The sequence below is a fragment of the Limnohabitans sp. Rim11 genome (assembly GCF_001269365.1).
Lineage (GTDB): Bacteria > Pseudomonadota > Gammaproteobacteria > Burkholderiales > Burkholderiaceae_C > Limnohabitans_A.
This window is the reverse complement of the sequence record NZ_CXOM01000001.1, coordinates 182157-201785: the sequence shown is the minus strand read 5'-3', so window position 1 is coordinate 201785 and position 19629 is coordinate 182157. Positions and strand designations below refer to the sequence as shown.

The following is a 19629-nucleotide window of genomic DNA, read 5'->3' as shown; positions in this document are numbered from 1 at the left end:
TCAGTCCATTCAATCGGGCAGATAAGCCCCAAATTTTTCGGGCAACATGGGCTTGATCCCCTTCAAAAGCGTCATCAGCATGGGCGCACCTTTTGAATCGGTCCACCACTCGCTTTCATGCAAGGCTGTCATGTGAACGACCACACTCAAGGCCAACAAGAAGATTACACCTCTGACAACGCCAAACATGGCGCCCAAAATACGGTCAACTGGCCGAAGGCCTACGACAGAAATAATTTTTTTCATGAGCGCAGAAATTAAGCCTGCGAGAAAAACACTGGCGATAAACACCAAGATGAAACCGGCTGCGTATCGGAGTGTTTGATCTGACTTGGAGATGGGCAACAAGTCGGCAGCTTCAGGGGCAAACCATTGCGCTAGCAAAAAAGCAGCGATCCATCCAAGCACTGACAACACCTCATAAACCAACCCTCGCCAAGCGCCGAGCAGCATTGAAGCCGCCAACACTGTCAAGAGGATCCAGTCAGTGGTTGACATTGACGGCCGCCATTAAAGCTTCAGGACGGTTGCTTGCAAATTCAATTTGCGAATTTTTTCAGCCGCTTTGTCAGCTTCTTCTTTGCTCGCAAAGGGTCCAACACGCACGCGCGTGCGTTTGCCGTCTTTGGTTTCTACATCTTGGGTGTAGGTTTTGAAACCGGCGCTCTCTAGCTTGGCACGCGCTTCTTTGACTTTGGCCATTTCGGCGAAAGCCCCGACCTGAACCACTGAGCGAACAACGGCATCACCAGATTTGGGGACTTCTTTGCCATCCAACAAGGCCTTGGCTTTGGCACTATCTTTGGCAACTTCTTTGCTGTCAGTCTTTGTGACGGCCTTGGACTCAGTCTTATTTTCTGATTTGGTCTCAGCCTTAGTTGTTGGCTTCGTTTCAGTCTTAGTTTCTGTTTTGCTCTCGGGCTTAGACTCAGACTTCACCTCAGACTTCACATCAGGCTTTGTCTCTGTTTTGGCTTCAGACTTGGCTGAATTCTTGGTGTCCTTGCTTACCACCTCTTCGTGAGGATCAAGCGCGGCCACATTGGCAACCGCCGACTTACCCGTGGTGACTGGCGCCGAATCAGCCGCTTCGACGACAACCTCCTTGGAGGGGGCTGCCGGTTTGACAACGGCACTTGGCGAAGCCAAAGGCGCCACTTGATTTCGATCAGGAATAACAATGGGGGTATCGATGGCCACGGGTCTGGGTTGGCTGTCAAACAGCAAGGGCAACCCCACCACAGCGCCCAACACCAAAATGACCGAGCCCATCAAACGATGACGTGCTCGTTTGCGAATGACCTCCACGCTTTCTGCAGGCGTGTTGGAGAGCGCATCTGCGCTGGGGCTATTTGAGCCGAGTCGCCCAGGAAGTCGAAGCTTGAAAAAAGCCATGCGTTGGAGCCTCAGAGGATGAAGTCTCAGATGTTGGGGTCAAAATTACACAGGTTAATTCAGGTGTTTGGCGTACAACTTGGGAATCCCATTTTGCAAAACGCCGCCCACCGTATAGAACGAACCAAAGACTAAGATTCTATCAGTGGGTGCCGCAGCAGCAATCGCCGCTTCGAGGGCTTTTTGCGGCGAATCGTAGGTACCGGCTTTGGCATCCTTACGGGTATTCAATTGCCCCCAAAATTCGACCAATTGCGCCGCCGAACTGGCCCTCGGCAGGGGTAAATCTGCAAAATACCATTGATCCACCAAAGGCAGCATCTTTTGGAACATGGCGGCGAGGTCCTTGTCGGCCATGGCACCAAACACGGCGTGCGTAGTGGGATAAAAGCCCATGGCATCGAGGTTGGCAGCCAAAGCCGATACCGAATGGGGGTTGTGGGCTACGTCGAGCACCAAAACCGGCTCGCCCGGCACAATTTGAAAGCGCCCAGTGAGGGCAACCATGGCCAAGCCATTTCGGATGGCTTGTGCCGTAACAGGCAATTGGGGCCGCATGACTTCCAAGGCCGCCAAAACGCCAGACGCATTGAGAAGTTGGTTAGCGCCCCTCAAGGCGGGATAGGCCAAACCACTGTAGCGACGCCCCCTACCGGCCCAAGACCACTGCAATTTATCGCCTGAAAAATTAAAGTCTTTGCCCATGACCCAGAGGTCAGCGCCTAATTTTTCAGCAAATGTCAAAATGCTTTCGGGCGGCACGGGGTCACTGACCACTACTGGCTTGCTGGGCCGCATGATGCCCGCCTTTTCAAAGCCGATGGCCTCTCGGTCGTTGCCTAGCAAGGCCGTGTGATCCAAATCGATGCTGGTGATGACGGCGCAATCGGCGTCCACTATGTTGACAGCGTCTAATCGGCCACCCAATCCCACCTCCAAAATGACCACATCCAATTCGGCTTTGGACAGCATGTGAAGGATGGCCAAGGTGCTGAATTCAAAATAAGTCAGGCTGATATCGCCTCGCGCCTGCTCTACTTCAGCAAAGGCATTGGCAAAAAGTTCAGACGAAGCCGATTCGCCGTGCAAGCGGCATCGTTCTTCAAAATCAACCAGATGGGGGGAGGTATACACCCCTGTTTTGTAGCCCGCCTGAAGGTAAATGGCCTCCAACATGGCACAGGTGGAGCCCTTGCCGTTTGTACCGGCCACCGTAATGACAGGCACCTTGATGCTTAAAGACATGCACTCGGCCACCCTTCTTACACGGTCTAAACCCATGTCGATGGCCTGGGGGTGCAGTTGCTCGCAATAGGCGAGCCATTCACTTAATGTTTTCATAAGGATAAGATTGTCGCTGACTCCGACTCTCTTTGCGTTTTCGCAAGCATCTAAGCTCATGAAATACACCGCCATTACCGTTTACGGCATACCCAACTGCGACACCGTCAAAAAAGCCCGCACTTGGCTCGCAGACCAAGGCTTTGAATATGTCTTTCATGACTTTAAAAAACAAGGGTTACCAGAGAAAAACTTAAATCACTGGCTCAAAGAGGCTGGTTGGGAAACGGTTGTCAACCGAAAGGGCACCAGCTGGCGAAAATTGTCAACTATGGAGCAAGCCAGCGTCACCAGCAATGACTCTGCGAAACCCTTTCTGATGGCCAACCCGAGCTTAATCAAGCGCCCCGTCATTGAATGGCAATCAGGATCAGATGTAGAAATTACGGTTGGCTATCAACCAGATCGCTGGCTAGCGCGTTAAGCCTTCACTAGAACAAATTTTGAAATCTTTACATTGCGTTCACGATCACACTGCAATGAATCCATAAAATTCACCTCACACTTAGGCTTTCGAGATAAAAATCACCATGACTGCATTTAAATTTACTCCTCCTGCCCAAGCCGTAGCGCTTACTTTGCTTGCTGGGCTGGGCCTCAGTTTCTCAGCTCAGGCGCAAGAGGTAGGCAACGTCCTTAGCCGCACCCCTGTGTACCAACAAGTTTCTGTGCCACGCCAGGTTTGCACCCAAACACAAGTCAGCGTGCCTGGACAAACCTCCGGCGCAGGCGCTCTGATGGGTGCGGTTGCAGGTGGCGCCATCGGCAACGCTGTTGGCAAGGGCGAAGGCAGGGCTTTGGCCACCATGATCGGCGTGATTGGCGGCGCATTAGCCGGCGACAAGGTTGAAGGCCCACAAGCCGCCCAAACACAAACCCAACAAACGTGCACCACTCAGCAGGTCTACGAAAACCGCTTGGTGGGCTACAACGTGGTCTACGAATTTGCCGGTAAACAATACAACGTGCAACTGCCCAAAGACCCAGGTCCCACCATCAAACTGCAAATCACCCCCATCAGTGCCGCGCCTTTGGACACCCCCGGCAACCAAGCCACTGTCATGGCTGAAGCACCCAACACCCCCATCGTCACACAGCAAATTTATACAACTGCGCCCCAGACAGTTTTTGTGCGTGACACCTTTGCACGGCCCTACGGCTACTCCCCCTACCCCGTATTCACCCATGTCAATTTAGACATCGGCGCAGCACCCCGTTATCGCCATTGGCGCTAAAAACAGGCCTTCAATGGCCTAAAATCATGGGTTTTGTGCCAACTTAAACGCCACACTTGCGTGGCTAGGACACTTTACCCATGACCACCGAAAAATTCGACAACGTTTCCGTCACCACCCAAGCCAACGTCTACTTTGACGGCAAATGCGTCAGCCACAACATCCTTTTGGCTGACGGCACCAAAAAATCAGTGGGCGTGGTACTCCCCTCTTCCCTCACTTTCAATACGGGTGCCCCCGAAATCATGGAGTGCGTGGGTGGCTCTTGCGAATACAAACTCAAGGGCAGCAACGACTGGCTCAGCTCCAAGGCGGGCGAAAAGTTCAGCATCCCTGGCAATTCCAGTTTTGACATTCGTGTCACCGAGGCTTACCACTACATCTGCCACTTCGGTTGATTAACCTCGCATTTGAAAGCAATTCCATGGCAACCATTCTTCAACACATTCCCGCAGGTCAAAAAGTAGGCATCGCCTTCTCTGGCGGTTTGGACACCAGCGCGGCCTTGCTGTGGATGCGTCAAAAAGGCGCTGTTCCCTACGCCTACACCGCCAACCTGGGTCAGCCCGACGAACCCGACTACGAAGAAATTCCCCGCAAGGCCAAGGAATACGGCGCAGAACAAGCGCGCCTGATTGACTGCCGCAAGCAACTGGCGCACGAAGGCATTGCCGCTTTGCAGTGCGGTGCGTTTCACATCTCCACAGCTGGCGTCACCTACTTCAACACCACCCCCATTGGCCGCGCCGTGACCGGCACCATGTTGGTGGCCGCCATGAAAGAAGACGACGTCAACATCTGGGGCGATGGCAGTACGTTCAAGGGCAATGACATCGAGCGCTTCTACCGCTACGGCTTGCTCACCAACCCTTCCCTAAAAATTTACAAGCCTTGGCTGGACCAGCTGTTCATTGACGAACTGGGCGGCCGCGCCGAAATGTCTGCCTTCATGACGCAGCACGGTTTTGGCTACAAGATGTCGGCCGAAAAAGCCTACTCCACCGACTCCAACATGTTGGGCGCGACACACGAGGCCAAAGACCTCGAGCACCTGAGCAGCGGTATGAAAATTGTGCAGCCCATCATGGGTGTGCCTTTCTGGCGCGAAGACTGCGTGGTCAAGCACGAAGAAGTGACCGTGCGCTTTGAAGAAGGCCAACCCGTGGCTTTGAATGGCGTGAGCTACTCAGACCCCGTAGAACTGATTCTGGAAGCCAATCGCATTGGTGGCCGTCATGGCTTGGGCATGAGCGACCAGATTGAAAACCGCATCATTGAGGCCAAGAGCCGCGGCATTTATGAAGCGCCCGGCCTGGCATTGTTGTTCATCGCTTACGAGCGTTTGGTGACCGGCATTCACAACGAAGACACCATTGAGCAATACCGCGACAACGGCCGCAAGCTGGGTCGTTTGTTGTACCAAGGCCGTTGGTTTGATTCACAAGCGTTGATGTTGCGCGAAACCGCTCAGCGCTGGGTGGCTCGCGCCATCACAGGCGAAGTGACCATTGAATTGCGCCGCGGCAATGACTATTCCATTTTGAACACCACATCGCCCAACCTCACGTATCACCCCGAGCGTTTGACGATGGAAAAAGGCGAATCCACCTTCACACCGTTGGACCGCATTGGCCAACTCACCATGCGCAACTTGGACATCGTGGACACACGCGCCAAGCTGGGCATTTATGCACAAACAGGTTTGTTGTCTTTGGGCGAAGGCGCCGAGATGCTCAAACTCGAAGGCGGCAAATAAGCGCTGGTTGAAACACTCTGTTTCAAAGCAAAAGAGCCACTTCAAGTGGCTCTTTTTTCGTCGGCACTTTGCGTTAAATGACGACGGGCTCAGGTTCTAGGCGAATGCCAAATCGCTCGTAGACGCTGGTTTGAATGGCCTTGGCTAGCGTCACCACTTCGCCGCCTGTTGCGCCACCACGGTTGACCAACACCAAGGCTTGCTTTTCGTACACGGCGGCATTGCCCACGCTCTTGCCCTTCCATCCGCAAGCATCGATCAGCCAGCCTGCGGCTAGTTTGATGGTGCCGTCTGGCATTGGGTAGTGAACCACTTTGGGGTCGCGTGCAATGATGTCGGCGCATTGCTCGGGCGTCACAGTAGGATTCTTGAAGAAGCTACCCGCATTGCCCAATACTTTGGGATCGGGCAGTTTGTGCCGACGGATCTCGCACACCCAATCGTAAATTTGGTGTGCAGTCGGACTGGCAATACCCGTCTCGGTCATTTTTCTTTCTAAGTCAAAATAACCTAGTACAGGCTTCCAAACTTTGGGCAAATGAAAGCGCACGCGCAAAATCAAAGCGCGCCCTGCCAAGCCAATGCCATTGGGGCCACTGCTGGTGTGCTTAAAAACAGAGTCGCGGTAGCCAAAAGCACACTGCGCCGCATTCAAACTAAAGACTTGGCCGGTGACCAAATCTAGGGCATCAAGGGAATCGAAACGGTCTTGAAGCTCTACCCCATAGGCACCAATGTTTTGGACTGGGGAGGCACCCACTGAGCCTGGAATCAGTGCCATATTTTCCAAACCCGGCCACCCTTGTGCCAAGGTCCAAGTGACCAGTTCATGCCAGTCCTCGCCTGCACCGGCCTCCACAATCCATGCTTTGTCGGTCTCGGACACTAAGTGCTTGCCCATGATTTCCATTTTGAGCACCAGCGGCCTCACGTCGCCCGTCAACACAATGTTGCTGCCACCGCCCAAAACACAATGACCTTCGGGATGGTTTTGCAAGGCTTTTTGCGCCTCGACAGCCCCTTCGACAGAGCCAATTCGCACCAAAGAATAGGCCTTGGCCACAATGCCAAAGCTGTTGTAGGACTGGAGGGGTACGTTTTGGGTCACGTTCATGGGAGAATTGTCGCATTCTCTTACTTGATTATTGAAACCCATGCCATCTTTTGACACTGTTTGCGAACCTAACCTGGTTGAAGTTAAAAATGCGGTCGATACCACCGCCAAAGAAATTGCCACCCGTTTCGACTTCAAGGGCACCTCTGCTGCCATTGAATTAAAGGACAAAGAAATTACATTGTTCGGCGATGCCGATTTTCAGCTTGTCCAAATTGACGAGGTGTTGCTGAACAAAATGGCCAAGCGCGGCGTAGATGTGCGCTTTTTAGACAAAGGCGATGTCCAAAAAATGGGCGGCGACAAAGTCAAGCAAGTTTTGAAAGTCCGCAATGGCATCGCCACCGAAGACAGCAAGAAAATTCAGAAAGCCCTGAAGGAAAGCAAACTTAAAGTGCAAGCCTCTATTCAAGGCGATGCTGTGCGTGTGACTGGCGCCAAGCGCGATGATTTGCAAGCGGCCATGGCTTTACTGAAAAAAGACATCACCGAAATTCCGATCAGCTTCAACAACTTCCGTGATTGAAAAAAAGCGCCAAGTCAGGCGCTTTTTTTTGACCTCGTTGGGCGAATGACAAGCCATTAAGAAGCTTGTTTCTTGACACCCAATTTAGACTCTGTGCCGGCTAGCAACCGATTCACATTGTCGCGGTGACGCCAGATCAAAAGAACACCCATCACGCAAAGCAAGCCCAAGACAGGGCCTTGGAAGGACCACACAATATCACCCGCCATGGCGTAATACACAGGCGCCAAAACAGCTGCCATTAATGCTGCCAGCGAGGAATAACGGAAGAACCAGGCAATGGCTAACCAGGTGATGGCAATGGCCAAACCTAAAATGGGATTGACACCCATCAGCACACCCAAGGCAGTTGCAACACCTTTGCCACCCTGAAATCTAAAAAACACAGGGTAGAGATGTCCAAGGAACGCAGCCAATCCTGCCAAGGCAGCCGTGCCATCTGCAAAGCCCCACACCGAGCCATAGTGGACGACCCAAAAAACTGGCGCCCACCCTTTAAGGGCATCAAAGAGGAGCGTCAAAATGGCCGCCAGTTTGTTGCCGGATCGAAGCACATTGGTGGCACCAGGATTTTTGCTGCCATAAGAGCGCGGGTCAGACAGTCCCATGAATTTGCTGACAATGACCGCAAAACTCAGAGAGCCTAACAAATAGGAAAGCAACACCACCACGGCAGGCTGCATCAAGGCATTATTTAGGTTATCAAGCATCGACGCTTCTCAATAAATCAAGTTGCAGGATCGCGGTGAACCAAGCGAATGGCATCAATTTCAGCCAACACGTCAGCAGACAAACTCGTTCCGTAAGCATTGATATTTTCTTCGAGTTGAGCAACGGATGTAACGCCAATGATGGTACTCGCTACACACCAACGTGTATAACAAAAAGCCAAGGCCATTTGGGTCGGTGTCATACCATTGTCCCTGGCCAATTGACTGTAGAGACGAGTTGCGGCCAAAGCACTTTCACGCCCCCACCGCTGCTTTCTAACAGATTCAAATTTACCAATGCGCGCGTCGGTCGGTGCGCCTTGCCCCTCAAAACCTGACTTGTCATATTTACCGGTGAGCGCTCCAAATCCCAAGGGCGAGTAAGCCAGCAAGCCAACGTTCAAGCGATGACATGTTTCATCCATTGCATTGTCAAATGTTCGATTGGTAAGGCAATACGGATTTTGAACACTGACAACGCGGGGCAGACCAAGTTGCTCGGCCAAACGAACAAATTCATGCGTACCGTAAGGTGTTTCGTTAGACAGACCAATGTATCTCACTTTGCCAGCTTTCACCAATTTTTCCATGGCCAGCAATTGATCATGAATTGATGTTTCGATTTTGTCCTTGGCGGGGTCAAAGTACATGGCGCCAAACGCAGGCACATGACGCTCTGGCCAATGAATTTGGTACAAATCAATGACGTCCGTTTTGAGACGCTTCAAACTGGCATCGCAAGAATTCAAAATATCTTGCGCCGTCATGCCTGAACCCTCTCGAACCCAAGGCATCCCTCGGGATGGGCCGGCCACTTTGGTAGCCAAGACAAGCTTCTGTCTTGCACCTGGACGAGTGGACAACCAATTGCCAATGATGGTTTCAGTGGCGCCACAAGTTTCAGCTCGGGCTGGCACGGAATACATTTCGGCGGTGTCAATGAAGTTGATGTCCAAGGCCAAAGAGCGATCCAAAATTTGGTGCGACACGCTCTCGTTAACTTGCTCGCCAAAAGTCATGGTCCCCAAACAAATGGGGGTCACATTCAGGTCGGAAGTTCCTAAGTTAATTTTTTTCATGGTGACTCAATTAAATGAATGAATTGACAGCACTTAAGTCATCTTTGCGCGACGTTCTTCTTCCAAGCGCAAGAATCTTCGCTGTACTTTACCAGTAGTGGTCATGGGAAGCTGATCGATGAACTCAATCTCTTTGGGATACTCATAAGGCGCCAGCAATCCGCGGACGTGTCGTTGTAAATCTTCAATCACTTTTTGCTCAAACAATGGCACGTTTTGGCTCTGCGCACGAAGGCTGAGAAAATCCGGGGACAAAACCACATAAGCTTTAACGACGGCCCCTCTGTCTGCATCGGGTTTGGGCACCACAGCCGCATTGACAACCGCAGGGTGTTTGACAAGGCAATTCTCAATCTCGCCTGGGCCAATTCGGTAGCCCGCCGCTTTGAACATGTCGTCAGTTCTACCTTGATACCAAAGGTACCCGTCTTCATCTTGAATAGCCACATCACCCGTTCGACACCAATGTTGGGTGAACTTGGCTTCTGTGGCCTTGTCATTTTTCCAGTAGCCCAAAAAGAACACTGGATCAGGATGGCCATGTCGGTCGTATCGACTGACCGCAACTTCGCCTGGCTCACCCGCTTTACATACATGGCCGTGTTCATCGATGACGGCAACCCAATGCCCCGGATAACCCCGCCCCATGCTTCCAGGTTTGGGCGGCCAAAAAATGTGGCAATTGCCCACCACATAATTGATTTCAGTTTGGCCAAACATTTCATTCACAACAATGCCCAACTCATCGCGGCAATAAGCAAATACAGCATCGCCAACCGCTTCTCCGGCACTCATCAAACCCTGCAAGACCAAGCGGTATGTTTGTTTCGGATGTGGCGCCGCTTTCATCATGGCCTTCAAGGCTGTCGGAAACAAAAAACTGTGCGTAATTTGGTGCTGGTCCAAAATTTCGAAGGCAAGTTCCGGACTGAATCTACCGTTGTAGGCGACGATGGGGCGCCCAAAATACAAGGAAGGTAATAGTGCATCCATCAAGCCGCCGGTCCAAGCCCAATCTGCGGGAGACCAAAAAATGGCATTGGAGCCATTGGGCAAAGCATTCTTTTGAATGGCTTGTTGTTGGTGAGGGTTAAATCCAAACCAGTTTTGACTGCAAATAAAACCAGTCAGATTGCCAATCAGGGCGCGATGTGGAATGAGGGCGCCTTTAGGATTTCCGGTAGTCCCACTGGTGTAAATCAAAACTGCAGGGTCTTCCGCCAGGGTCGCAACAGATTTAAAAACCTCACGTTTGTTAGATGTTTTAGAGGGCTTTTTTAGTTGTTGGGGCACTTGCCATACTGTTTTGAGCGAGGAACATTGCGCTTGCAATTGCAACAAGATCGGCGCCGAGACTTCATCACACAGCGCCACGCTGGCTTCACTGTCCTGCACTCTAAATGCCAGGGCTTCAGGGCCAAACAACATCGACAAGGGCATGGCCACCGCCCCCATTTGCAGCACCGCCATGTAGGCAACAGCAGTTTCAAATCGTTGGGGCATCACAATGGCCACACGGTCACCGACTTTGACACCTTTTTCTTGCAATTGAAGGCTCAAAATATCGGCCGCCTGTTGCAAGTCCAAGAATGACCGAGATTGAGCGGGCACATGAGCACTCAGGTGCGTCACAATGGCGGTCTGTTTTTGATGAGAAGTCGACCGAGCCCATCGGCCACAACATGCCTCTGCAATATTGAATTGATGGGGTACTTGCCAAGCGAATTGGCCATGTACCGACTCGTAAGCGTCGTTCGGGTGACTGACACGCATTCCTTGTCTCCTTATGATGTCCAAGTATGTACCAAGTTAAACGTCACTCTACTAGCCATTTCGTCACTTTGCGAGGGCACCAGTACCATGTCCGTGAATGGGGCAACCCCCAATCGACCCTCCCCCCCTTGGTGTTGGCACACGGCTGGATGGACGTAGCTGCCTCTTGGCAGTTTATGGTGGACTCTTTCAGTCCTGAGTTTTTTGAGAAACGACGGATTTTGGCTGCCGACTGGCGAGGCTACGGTTTAACCAAAGGCTCAGCGACAGACAGCTATTGGATGCTGGACTATCTTGGCGATTTAGACGAACTTTTGAATCAAGTTTGTCCTGGCCAAAGCATTGATTTGGTCGGCCACAGCATGGGCGGCAATGTGGTCATGATGTACGCCGGTGTTCGATCTGAACGCATCCGGCGTTTGGTTAATTTGGAAGGTTTTGGAATGGCGGTGACCCGGCCGGCACAAGCGCCAGGACGCATCGGTCAGTGGCTTGATGAACTTCAAACTTTCAAAACAGGTGCGTTAGATTTAAAACCCTACCCCGATGCTGCCAGTGTGGCCAAAAGACTGATGAAGACAAACAAACGTTTGTCTCAGGATAAGGCCGATTGGTTGGCCACCCAATGGGCAAAACCCGACGCAGAAGGCCAATGGCAAATCCTGGGCGATGCCGCTCATAAAATTATCAACCCCTACCTTTACAGGGTCGATGAGGTCCTAGAAACCTACAAACGCATCACTGCCCCCACCTTGGTTGTTGTCGCATCCGACAATTCACTGACTGACTGGTGGAAAGGCAAATTCACTTTAGATGAGTTTCATGAACGCATGAAAGTGGTTGAGAATCTTCAAACCGTCACGATTCAAGACGCCGGCCACATGCTGCACCATGACCAGGCTGAGCACTTGGCTATGCATTTAGAGGACTTTTTAGCCTGATTTTTGACAGATTTCTGTCGAAGGCATGAGAAAATCCCATCTTTAATAGATTCGGATACCCCCTCTCATGGAAGCAGAACACATCAATCAAATTGGCGCGAAATTGGCTGACTTGGCCGCCCGCACCGAAGATTTACGGAGGTATCTTTGACTACGATGCCAAATCAGAACGCCTAAGAACCGTTAACGCATCGCTCGAAGATCCCACGGTCTGGAACGACCCCAAAAAAGCCCAAGAATTGGGCAAAGAGAAAAAAACCCTGGACGGTGTGGTGGTCACACTGAACACCCTCACCTCTGAACTCTCAGACAACAGCGAGTTGTTTGACATGAGCAAAGAGGAAGGCGATGAAGCCGGCTTGCTCACCATCGAAGTTGAAGCCAACAAGTTGTCCGCCATTGTGGAGCAGCTCGAGTTCCGCCGCATGTTCAACAACGAAGCTGACTCTTGCAATGCCTTTGTCGACATTCAAGCTGGCGCAGGCGGCACCGAAGCTTGCGACTGGGCCAGCATGTTGATGCGCCAATACTTGAAATACGCAGAGCGTAAAGGCTTCAAAATCACGGTAGAAGATGAATCACCCGGTGACGTGGCAGGCATCAAAGGTGCCACTCTCAAGTTCGAAGGCGATTACGCTTTTGGCTTGCTCCGTACCGAAACGGGTGTGCACCGCTTGGTGCGCAAATCGCCCTTCGACTCGTCAGGCGGACGACACACCAGCTTTGCCAGTATTTTTGTGTACCCAGAAGTGGATGACTCGATCGAGATTGACATCAATCCCGCCGACGTTCGCACCGACACCTTCCGTGCCAGCGGCGCGGGCGGTCAGCACATTAACAAGACCGACTCTGCCGTGCGCTTGACACACATTCCCACCGGCATCGTGGTGCAGTGCCAAGATGGCCGTAGCCAACACAGCAACCGTGATGTGGCATGGAAACGCCTGCGCTCACGCCTGTACGACTTTGAAATGCGCAAGCGCATGGAAGCACAGCAAAAACTCGAAGACACCAAGACCGATGTGGGCTGGGGTCACCAAATTAGAAGCTATGTGCTTGATCAAAGTCGCATCAAAGATTTACGCACCAACGTTGAAATGTCCAACACGCAAAAAGTGTTGGATGGCGACTTGGATGCGTTCATTGAAGCCTCGCTCAAACAAGGTGTGTGACACAACTGGCCTTGCCAGTTTGTCCACCCTACCCCTGGAGATTTTTTTGTGATGCTTGAAGAACAAACCAAAGCCATTCGCCGTGTTGATTACACAGCACCGGCATTTTGGATCGACACCGTCGATCTGACCTTTGACTTAGACCCTTCCAAAACACGCGTACTGAACAAAATGCGGGTGCGTCGTAACCCCGACGTTGCCGCCCAAGCTTTGCGCTTGGATGGCGAAGAGTTGAACTTGGCGCGCGTCATGGTCAATGGCGGCGGCACCTCGTTCAAAATGGATGGCAACCAACTGGTGCTTGAAAATTTACCCGAAGGCAACGAAGCTTTCGATTTAGAAATTTTCACCACTTGCAATCCTTCCAAAAACACACAGCTGTCAGGCCTTTATGTCAGCAACGATTCTTTCTTCACGCAATGTGAAGCAGAAGGATTCCGCCGCATCACTTACTTCTTGGACCGTCCCGATGTGATGGCCAGCTACACCGTTACTTTGCGTGCAGATGCACAGCAATACCCGGTTCTCTTGTCAAACGGCAATCTACTGGAACAAGGCAGCTTGGACGACGGCCGTCACTTTGCCAAATGGGAAGACCCTCACAAAAAACCCTGCTACTTGTTTGCCTTGGTCGCTGGCAAGTTGGTGGCGCGTGAACAGCGCATTGTGTCTCGTTCAGGCAAGGAGCATTTGTTGCAAGTGTTTGTTCGCCCTGGCGACTTGGACAAAACCGAACACGCCATGAACTCCCTCATGGCCAGCGTAGCCTGGGACGAGGCACGCTTTGGTTTGCCGCTAGACCTTGAGCGCTTCATGATTGTGGCCACCAGCGACTTCAACATGGGTGCCATGGAAAACAAAGGCCTGAACATTTTTAACACGAAGTATGTGTTGGCCAGCCCTGCGACTGCCACAGACACCGACTTTGCGGGTATTGAAAGTGTGGTGGGCCACGAGTACTTTCACAATTGGACGGGCAACCGAATCACTTGCCGCGATTGGTTCCAACTTTCCTTGAAAGAAGGCCTGACTGTTTTCCGCGATCAAGAATTTAGCCAAGACATGGCAGGCATCGAAAGCGCTCGTGCCGTCAAACGAATTGAAGATGTTCGGGTGCTGCGCACAGTGCAATTTCCCGAAGATGCAGGTCCCATGGCACACCCCGTGCGACCAGATGCCTACGAAGAAATCAACAACTTCTACACCGTCACCATTTATGAAAAAGGTGCAGAAGTGGTTCGCATGATGCAGACTTTGGTCAGTGCGCCTGGAGATGAAGAAGGCCGCCAAGGTTTTGCCAAAGGCATGAAGCTTTATTTTGAGCGTCACGATGGCCAAGCCGTCACCTGCGACGACTTTGCACAAGCCATTGCAGATGCAAACCCCCAATCTTCGCTGGCAAACCTGTTGACACAGTTCAAGCGCTGGTACAGCCAAGCTGGCACGCCCAGAGTTCACGCACAAGGTGTCTACAACCACAGCAATCTAAGCTACACACTCACGCTTTCACAATCGTGCGCCAGCACACCCGACCAAAGTCACAAAGAGCCCTTTGTTATTCCGGTCAAAGTGGGTCTTCTGAACCAACACGGTCAAGCCCTCGCGGGTCATGACAAAACTTTGGTCCTGAGCGAAGCAAGTCAAAGTTTTGTGTTTGAGAACATTGAAAGTGAGCCGACACCTTCTCTGTTGCGAAACTTCAGCGCGCCTGTCAATTTAGACTGCGATCTGACTGACACGCAATGGCTCAGCATATTGGCCAACGACACCGATGCGTTCAATCGCTGGGAAGCGGGCCAACGCTTGGCCGTCCAATCGGCCCTGCGATTTATTCGGGCCTCTAAAGATCCGCAATCTGATTCGGTTCTGGACGAAGGTTATTTGGATGCCATGCGCACTGTCTTGTCCAACCCAGAACTTGACTCGGCATTCAAAGAGTTGGTTCTGACCCTGCCCTCCGAAACCTACATTTCTGAGCAACTTGAATCGGTCGACCCGCAAATCGTGCATGCCGTGCGCGAAGCCATGCGCCAACAATTGGCCACGGCCTTGCAAGCCGATTGGCAAACTTGCTATGCCCAAAATCGTGTGCTTGGCGCCTATTCACCTGATGCCATTTCAAGCGGTAAGCGCGCCCTGGCCAACATGGCCTTGAACATGTTGTGTTTGGCAGCCCAAAAAGAAGGCAGCTCCGTTTGGCCAGGCAAAGCTTTGCAAGCCTTCAAAGATGCCAGCAACATGACCGATCGCTTTGGCGCTTTGACGGCCTTGGTCGGCAGTGGTCACGCATTGGCCGAGCCTGCATTGGCTCAATTTCACGCATTGTTTAAGAACGAAGCCTTGGTCATCGACAAATGGTTTGCCCTTCAGGCCAGCGCGCCCGACCGTAGCGGCAATACCCTGCCCATCGTTCGTCAATTGATGCAGCACCCTGATTTCAACTTGCGCAACCCCAACCGTGCCAGAAGTTTGATCTTCAGTTATTGCAGCGCCAATCCTGGTGGCTTTCATCGCGCGGATGCTGCGGGTTACGTCTTCTGGAGTGAGCGTGTGATTGAACTCGACGCTTTCAATCCGCAAGTTGCCGCTAGGCTTGCACGCGCGCTGGATCGTTGGAAAAAACTGGCAGAACCTTATCGTCAAGCTGCCAAAACAGCCATTGAGCGCGTTGCCGCCAAGACCGACTTGAGCAACGATGTGCGAGAAGTTGTCTCACGCGCCTTGGCTGAGTAAATTAAGAGGATCACCATGTCACAAAAAGTTTCGCTCTCACGTTATTTGGTTGAACAGCAACGTAGCAAAGGCAAGATTCCTGCTCAATTGCGCTTGCTGCTCGAAGTGGTGGCACGGGCTTGTAAAAGCATCAGCCATGCGGTCAACAAAGGTGCCCTGGGTGGTGTTTTGGGCAGTGCCGACATAGAAAATGTTCAAGGTGAAATCCAAAAGAAATTGGACATCATTGCCAATGAAGTTTTGATCGAAGCCAATGAATGGGGCGGCCACTTGGCGGCCATGGCCTCTGAAGAAATGGAAACCATCCACTTGGTTCCCAACCGCTATCCTCAAGGTGAATATCTTTTGATGTTTGACCCCTTAGATGGCTCAAGCAACATCGATGTCAATGTCAGCATAGGGACCATCTTCAGCGTTCTGAAGAAAACCGAAGACAACGACGCCGTCAGCGAAAGAGATTTTTTGCAACCCGGTCATCAGCAAGTGGCAGCAGGTTACTGCGTTTATGGGCCTCAAACCACCTTGGTTCTCACTGTGGGTGATGGTGTCTCTATGTTCACGCTAGACCGCGAGCAAGGCTCATTTGTTCTGACGCAAGAAAATGTCCGAGTGCCTGAGGACACCAAAGAATTTGCCATCAACATGAGCAACATGCGCCACTGGGACGCACCCGTCAAACGCTATGTTGACGAATGCTTGCAAGGCAAAGAAGGCGTGCGCGGCAAAGACTTCAACATGCGCTGGATTGCCAGCATGGTGGCCGATGTGCACAGAATTTTGACCCGCGGTGGTGTCTTCATGTACCCCTGGGACAAACGCGAGCCTCACAAAGCTGGCAAATTACGCCTGATGTACGAAGCCAACCCAATGAGTTGGCTCATTGAACAAGCTGGTGGTGCAGCCACCAACGGCCGCGAAAGAATTTTAGACCTCAAACCTCAGCAACTGCATGAGCGGGTCAGCGTCATCCTAGGCTCTAAAAATGAGGTTGAACGTGTGACGCGCTATCACCTTGAACACTGAAGATTGATCTCACAAAGCAACAAGTGCAGATCTAATACTTCAATCAGCTGTGTCGCACAATGTTGTTGATGACCTCGGCATGAGATCCTTCACGCAGCTATCTTTGGATCTTGTCGCGATCCCCTCAAATGTCACCCAGTGCCTACGCAGCCTTAACGCAACGCTTGGCAATGATGGGTTTTGACATCAAACGACTCGAAAAAACAACTCACAACTGAGCTTTCATGTCGAGATGCGATAGCATTCCCAAAGTCATGTGAACTTGCAATTGTTTGCAAAGACGTGACATTTAACAGCTGGCAATTTAGGAGGCCCCATGAAAAATCGTTTCTCTGTTACCGTGATTGCATCTTGCTTGACGCTACTGAGCGCCGGCACTGTGTTGGCCCAGGCCGCCGACCCTGCCGTCAAAAAGTCTGACGCTGGTATTTGCCACGACAAATCTAGCACCAGCTACGGCGCCACTAAAAAGTTTGAAGCATTTACCAACATGGACGCATGCCTGAAAAGTGGTGGCCGTTCGCCAGCCAATGCGGCGGCTGAGGTTGTCGTGAAAAAATCTGACAGCGGCATCTGCCACGACAAGAGCAGTGCCAGCTTCGAAAAAACCCAAAAGTTCACACCCTTCAAGACGCTGGACGAATGCGTTAAGAGTGGTGGTACCTTGCCTAAGAAATAAATCGGGTTTGCAAAAATCTGCTGCATTGAAGCCTGCAGCAGATTTTTTTGACTTCTTTGATCTTCAAATAGGTTCTTCAATCAAAGGCGTTGCCGCGAGTGTTTCAGTACCTTGTGAGGCTTGAGTCGTTTGATTGCCAAACGCCACAGCTCTGAATATTTCGCGCAACATCTTCTTCTCTTGCAGCGTTAGCGCTCGGGTTAAGCGGTGTCGCATGCGAAGCAGCAGCTGACGATCGACTTCTTGCGGAATTCCGCGGTTAATGTGAAGTTCATCTCGCAATTCCTCGCGCTTGTCTTCTGGCTCATCGTCCCACCAAGAAACAATTACCTCTGTCATGGACTGCCGAACGACCTCAGGGTCTTCTGCGACTGCGTTGACCTCTTTGGCTGGCGCACCTTGCAAAATTTCAGCCAAGGTTTTGGCCTGAACCACAATGAGCCGGTCGGCTTGAGACAACAAACGCCCCCAACCAGGGTCGGTCTGATGAAGCTTGCCCATGTTGCGAGCGGCATCGTCAGCCAAGATGTGCACAGACAATCCCGTCAACTGGACGTTGTCGATGGCTGTCAACAAACGCTCATCGTCAGAGGCCAGCAGTACATGGTCACATGCTTTGTTGTCTGCCAATCGACTCAGGTCTTGCCCCATGCTCTTGAGCAAAGAGATGCCACCGTCAAGGTCGTGCGAGAGCACTTTGCGCACAATCTGCCCATCCACATCCAGCGACTCTGATTCTTCGGTGTACCAATAAATTCGTCGGACGTCTAAATCTAGCCCCGCATTCGAGAGCGCTTCCGCCAAAAACTGAGCCATGCCCTGCCGATTGACGGTGTCTTGTTTTGAATTGGTTTGCGTGTGTTGCGCAAGCCAAACTAGGTAGCGTGCATCCACCAAGGCAATGCATCTTTCATGACCCGCATTGTTTTGGTTTCGGTAAGCTTCTTTTGAAGCACCAGAAAAATATTCGCGTTTCATCGCAGCCTTTGAATCATAAAATAAAAATAAGCAAGCCAAAACCATCAGGTTTGACTTCACGTAGCGGGTCTGCGAACCCTGGGTCTATTTTACCGATGAGATGGCTATTCAAAAGCATTAAACTTGTCGTTTCATTGACATCGATCCAAGCTAATTCACATGACTCACTATGATCTTTATGCCATTGGCAACGCCTTGGTCGACTCCGAATACGAAGTTTCAGATGCCCTGCTTCAAACCATGGGCGTCAGCAAACGTCACATGACATTGGTCGACACACCCAAACGTGCAGAATTGTTAGGACATGTTCACCATGTTCAGCCTCGACAAACGGGTGGCGGTTCAGCAGGCAATACCGTCGTGGCTTTGGCGCAATTGGGGGGCAAGGCTTTTTACTCTTGCAAAGTAGCGCACGACAATTTGGGAGACTTTTACGTCAAAGATTTGCAAGCCCAGGGCGTCGACACCAACCTGACTCACACCCGCGCATCAGAGGGCCAAACAGGCAGCTGCATGGTCCTAGTCACCCCTGACGCCGAAAGAAGCATGTGCACCTTTTTAGGCGTATCGGCTGAATTGGATGAGGCAGCACTTAACCCTCACGACATTGCCAAATCTAAAATTTATTACATGGAAGGCTACTTGGCTGCCTCCCCCACAGGTTTGGCCGCCGCCTTGAAGGGTCGCCGAGTAGCCCAAGAAGCAGGTGTGGCTTTGGCCCTCACCCTCAGCGATGTCAGCATGATCCAATTTTGCAAAGGCGGCTTAGATGCCATGTTGGGCGATGGCGTTGATTACTTGTTTTGCAATCTAGAAGAAGCGCAGGTATGGTGCGGCACAGAAGACCTAGACGCAATCAGAGCATCCCTCAAGAAAATGGCCAAAATGGTGTGTTTAACACGCGGCCCAGAAGGCTCTGAAATTCTCACTGCCGATGCCTCTTGTCATGTAGCCGCCGAGAAGGTCAAAGCCATTGACACCAACGGCGCAGGTGACATGTTTGCGGGAGCCTTTTTGTACGCCATTACGCGTGGCTACTCGCCTGAGCAGTCTGCAAGCTTGGGCAATCATGCAGCAGCGGCAGTGGTCAGCCAGCATGGCAACAGATTGACTTTGGGTCAGCTCAGTGCCATCAAGGCTTACGCACTGCCTCCCCTCAAATAAGGGACAAGGC

General features: G+C 51.7%; 19 protein-coding genes and 1 pseudogene. 12 read left to right on the top strand and 8 right to left on the bottom strand.

What is annotated here, in order from left to right:
* Positions 1-9 precede the first annotated feature (9 nt).
* Genes AMM03_RS00995 through folC form a run of 3 tightly spaced genes read right to left on the bottom strand, consistent with a single transcriptional unit; the run spans position 10 to position 2736 of the window.
* Positions 10-498, bottom strand: a complete 489-nt coding sequence (locus tag AMM03_RS00995) for a CvpA family protein (protein ID WP_090128621.1) — start codon at positions 496-498, stop codon at positions 10-12.
* Between the two features lie 12 nt (positions 499-510).
* Positions 511-1395: an SPOR domain-containing protein gene (locus tag AMM03_RS00990; RefSeq protein WP_090128620.1), complete on the bottom strand. Its 885-nt coding sequence runs from the start codon at positions 1393-1395 to the stop codon at positions 511-513.
* A gap of 54 nt (positions 1396-1449) precedes the next feature.
* On the bottom strand, positions 1450-2736 hold the full coding sequence (gene folC, locus AMM03_RS00985; RefSeq protein WP_090128619.1) for a bifunctional tetrahydrofolate synthase/dihydrofolate synthase: 1287 nt from the start codon (positions 2734-2736) through the stop codon (positions 1450-1452).
* A gap of 58 nt (positions 2737-2794) precedes the next feature.
* Between folC and AMM03_RS00980 the strand changes: the two genes are divergently transcribed.
* The 4 genes from AMM03_RS00980 to argG all read left to right on the top strand — a co-directional run bounded on the left by AMM03_RS00980 (position 2795) and on the right by argG (position 5727).
* A complete protein-coding gene (locus tag AMM03_RS00980; protein WP_090128618.1) occupies positions 2795-3160 on the top strand; it encodes an arsenate reductase in 366 nt (121 codons plus the stop codon).
* A 106-nt stretch (positions 3161-3266) separates the two neighbouring features.
* On the top strand, positions 3267-3971 hold the full coding sequence (locus AMM03_RS00975) for a glycine zipper 2TM domain-containing protein (RefSeq protein ID WP_090128617.1): 705 nt from the start codon (positions 3267-3269) through the stop codon (positions 3969-3971).
* Between the two features lie 80 nt (positions 3972-4051).
* Positions 4052-4369 (top strand): pyrimidine/purine nucleoside phosphorylase, encoded by a 318-nt coding sequence (locus AMM03_RS00970; protein ID WP_090128616.1) that lies wholly within the window; start codon positions 4052-4054, stop codon positions 4367-4369.
* Between the two features lie 26 nt (positions 4370-4395).
* Positions 4396-5727, top strand: coding sequence for an argininosuccinate synthase (gene argG, locus AMM03_RS00965; protein ID WP_090128615.1), 1332 nt, complete (start codon positions 4396-4398; stop codon positions 5725-5727).
* A gap of 73 nt (positions 5728-5800) precedes the next feature.
* Here the strand turns inward: argG and murB are convergent, their stop codons facing one another.
* The gene (murB, locus tag AMM03_RS00960; protein WP_090128614.1) at positions 5801-6841 is read right to left on the bottom strand and encodes a UDP-N-acetylmuramate dehydrogenase; all 1041 of its coding nucleotides are present in this window, start codon (positions 6839-6841) and stop codon (positions 5801-5803) included.
* 40 nt (positions 6842-6881) lie between these two features.
* Between murB and AMM03_RS00955 the strand changes: the two genes are divergently transcribed.
* Positions 6882-7367, top strand: a complete 486-nt coding sequence (locus AMM03_RS00955; protein ID WP_090128613.1) for a YajQ family cyclic di-GMP-binding protein — start codon at positions 6882-6884, stop codon at positions 7365-7367.
* 56 nt (positions 7368-7423) lie between these two features.
* Here the strand turns inward: AMM03_RS00955 and plsY are convergent, their stop codons facing one another.
* Genes plsY through AMM03_RS00940 form a run of 3 tightly spaced genes read right to left on the bottom strand, consistent with a single transcriptional unit; the run spans position 7424 to position 10929 of the window.
* On the bottom strand, positions 7424-8077 hold the full coding sequence (plsY, locus tag AMM03_RS00950) for a glycerol-3-phosphate 1-O-acyltransferase PlsY (protein WP_228764522.1): 654 nt from the start codon (positions 8075-8077) through the stop codon (positions 7424-7426).
* Positions 8078-8094: 17 nt separating this feature from the next.
* Positions 8095-9156 carry an aldo/keto reductase gene (locus AMM03_RS00945; RefSeq protein WP_090128611.1) on the bottom strand — a complete coding sequence of 354 codons (1062 nt, stop codon included), beginning with the start codon at positions 9154-9156 and terminating at the stop codon, positions 8095-8097.
* Positions 9157-9189: 33 nt separating this feature from the next.
* Positions 9190-10929, bottom strand: a complete 1740-nt coding sequence (locus tag AMM03_RS00940; protein ID WP_090128610.1) for an acyl-CoA synthetase — start codon at positions 10927-10929, stop codon at positions 9190-9192.
* A 26-nt stretch (positions 10930-10955) separates the two neighbouring features.
* Between AMM03_RS00940 and AMM03_RS00935 the strand changes: the two genes are divergently transcribed.
* The 6 genes and pseudogenes from AMM03_RS00935 (at position 10956) to AMM03_RS14215 (ending at position 17477) form a co-directional block, all read left to right on the top strand.
* A complete protein-coding gene (locus AMM03_RS00935; RefSeq protein WP_090128609.1) occupies positions 10956-11870 on the top strand; it encodes an alpha/beta fold hydrolase in 915 nt (304 codons plus the stop codon).
* Between the two features lie 67 nt (positions 11871-11937).
* A protein-coding gene (prfB, locus tag AMM03_RS14075; protein WP_194942706.1) for a peptide chain release factor 2 occupies positions 11938-13042 on the top strand; the annotation gives its coding sequence in 2 pieces (ribosomal slippage) (positions 11938-12018 and positions 12020-13042; 1104 coding nt in all).
* A gap of 51 nt (positions 13043-13093) precedes the next feature.
* A complete protein-coding gene (gene pepN / locus AMM03_RS00930; RefSeq protein ID WP_090128608.1) occupies positions 13094-15775 on the top strand; it encodes an aminopeptidase N in 2682 nt (893 codons plus the stop codon).
* A gap of 15 nt (positions 15776-15790) precedes the next feature.
* The gene (locus tag AMM03_RS00925; protein ID WP_090128607.1) at positions 15791-16798 is read left to right on the top strand and encodes a class 1 fructose-bisphosphatase; all 1008 of its coding nucleotides are present in this window, start codon (positions 15791-15793) and stop codon (positions 16796-16798) included.
* Between the two features lie 98 nt (positions 16799-16896).
* Positions 16897-17016 (top strand): annotated as a pseudogene (locus AMM03_RS14355) (lipocalin family protein); the annotation flags it as partial.
* A gap of 98 nt (positions 17017-17114) precedes the next feature.
* Entirely contained in the window at positions 17115-17477 is a 363-nt protein-coding gene (locus AMM03_RS14215; RefSeq protein ID WP_228764521.1) for a hypothetical protein, read from the top strand.
* A gap of 63 nt (positions 17478-17540) precedes the next feature.
* Here AMM03_RS14215 and AMM03_RS00910 read toward each other — a convergent pair whose 3' ends face one another.
* A complete protein-coding gene (locus tag AMM03_RS00910; protein ID WP_090128605.1) occupies positions 17541-18455 on the bottom strand; it encodes a hypothetical protein in 915 nt (304 codons plus the stop codon).
* 159 nt (positions 18456-18614) lie between these two features.
* Here AMM03_RS00910 and AMM03_RS00905 point away from each other — a divergent pair, with 159 nt between their 5' ends.
* Positions 18615-19619: an adenosine kinase gene (locus tag AMM03_RS00905; RefSeq protein ID WP_090128604.1), complete on the top strand. Its 1005-nt coding sequence runs from the start codon at positions 18615-18617 to the stop codon at positions 19617-19619.
* Positions 19620-19629 lie beyond the last annotated feature (10 nt).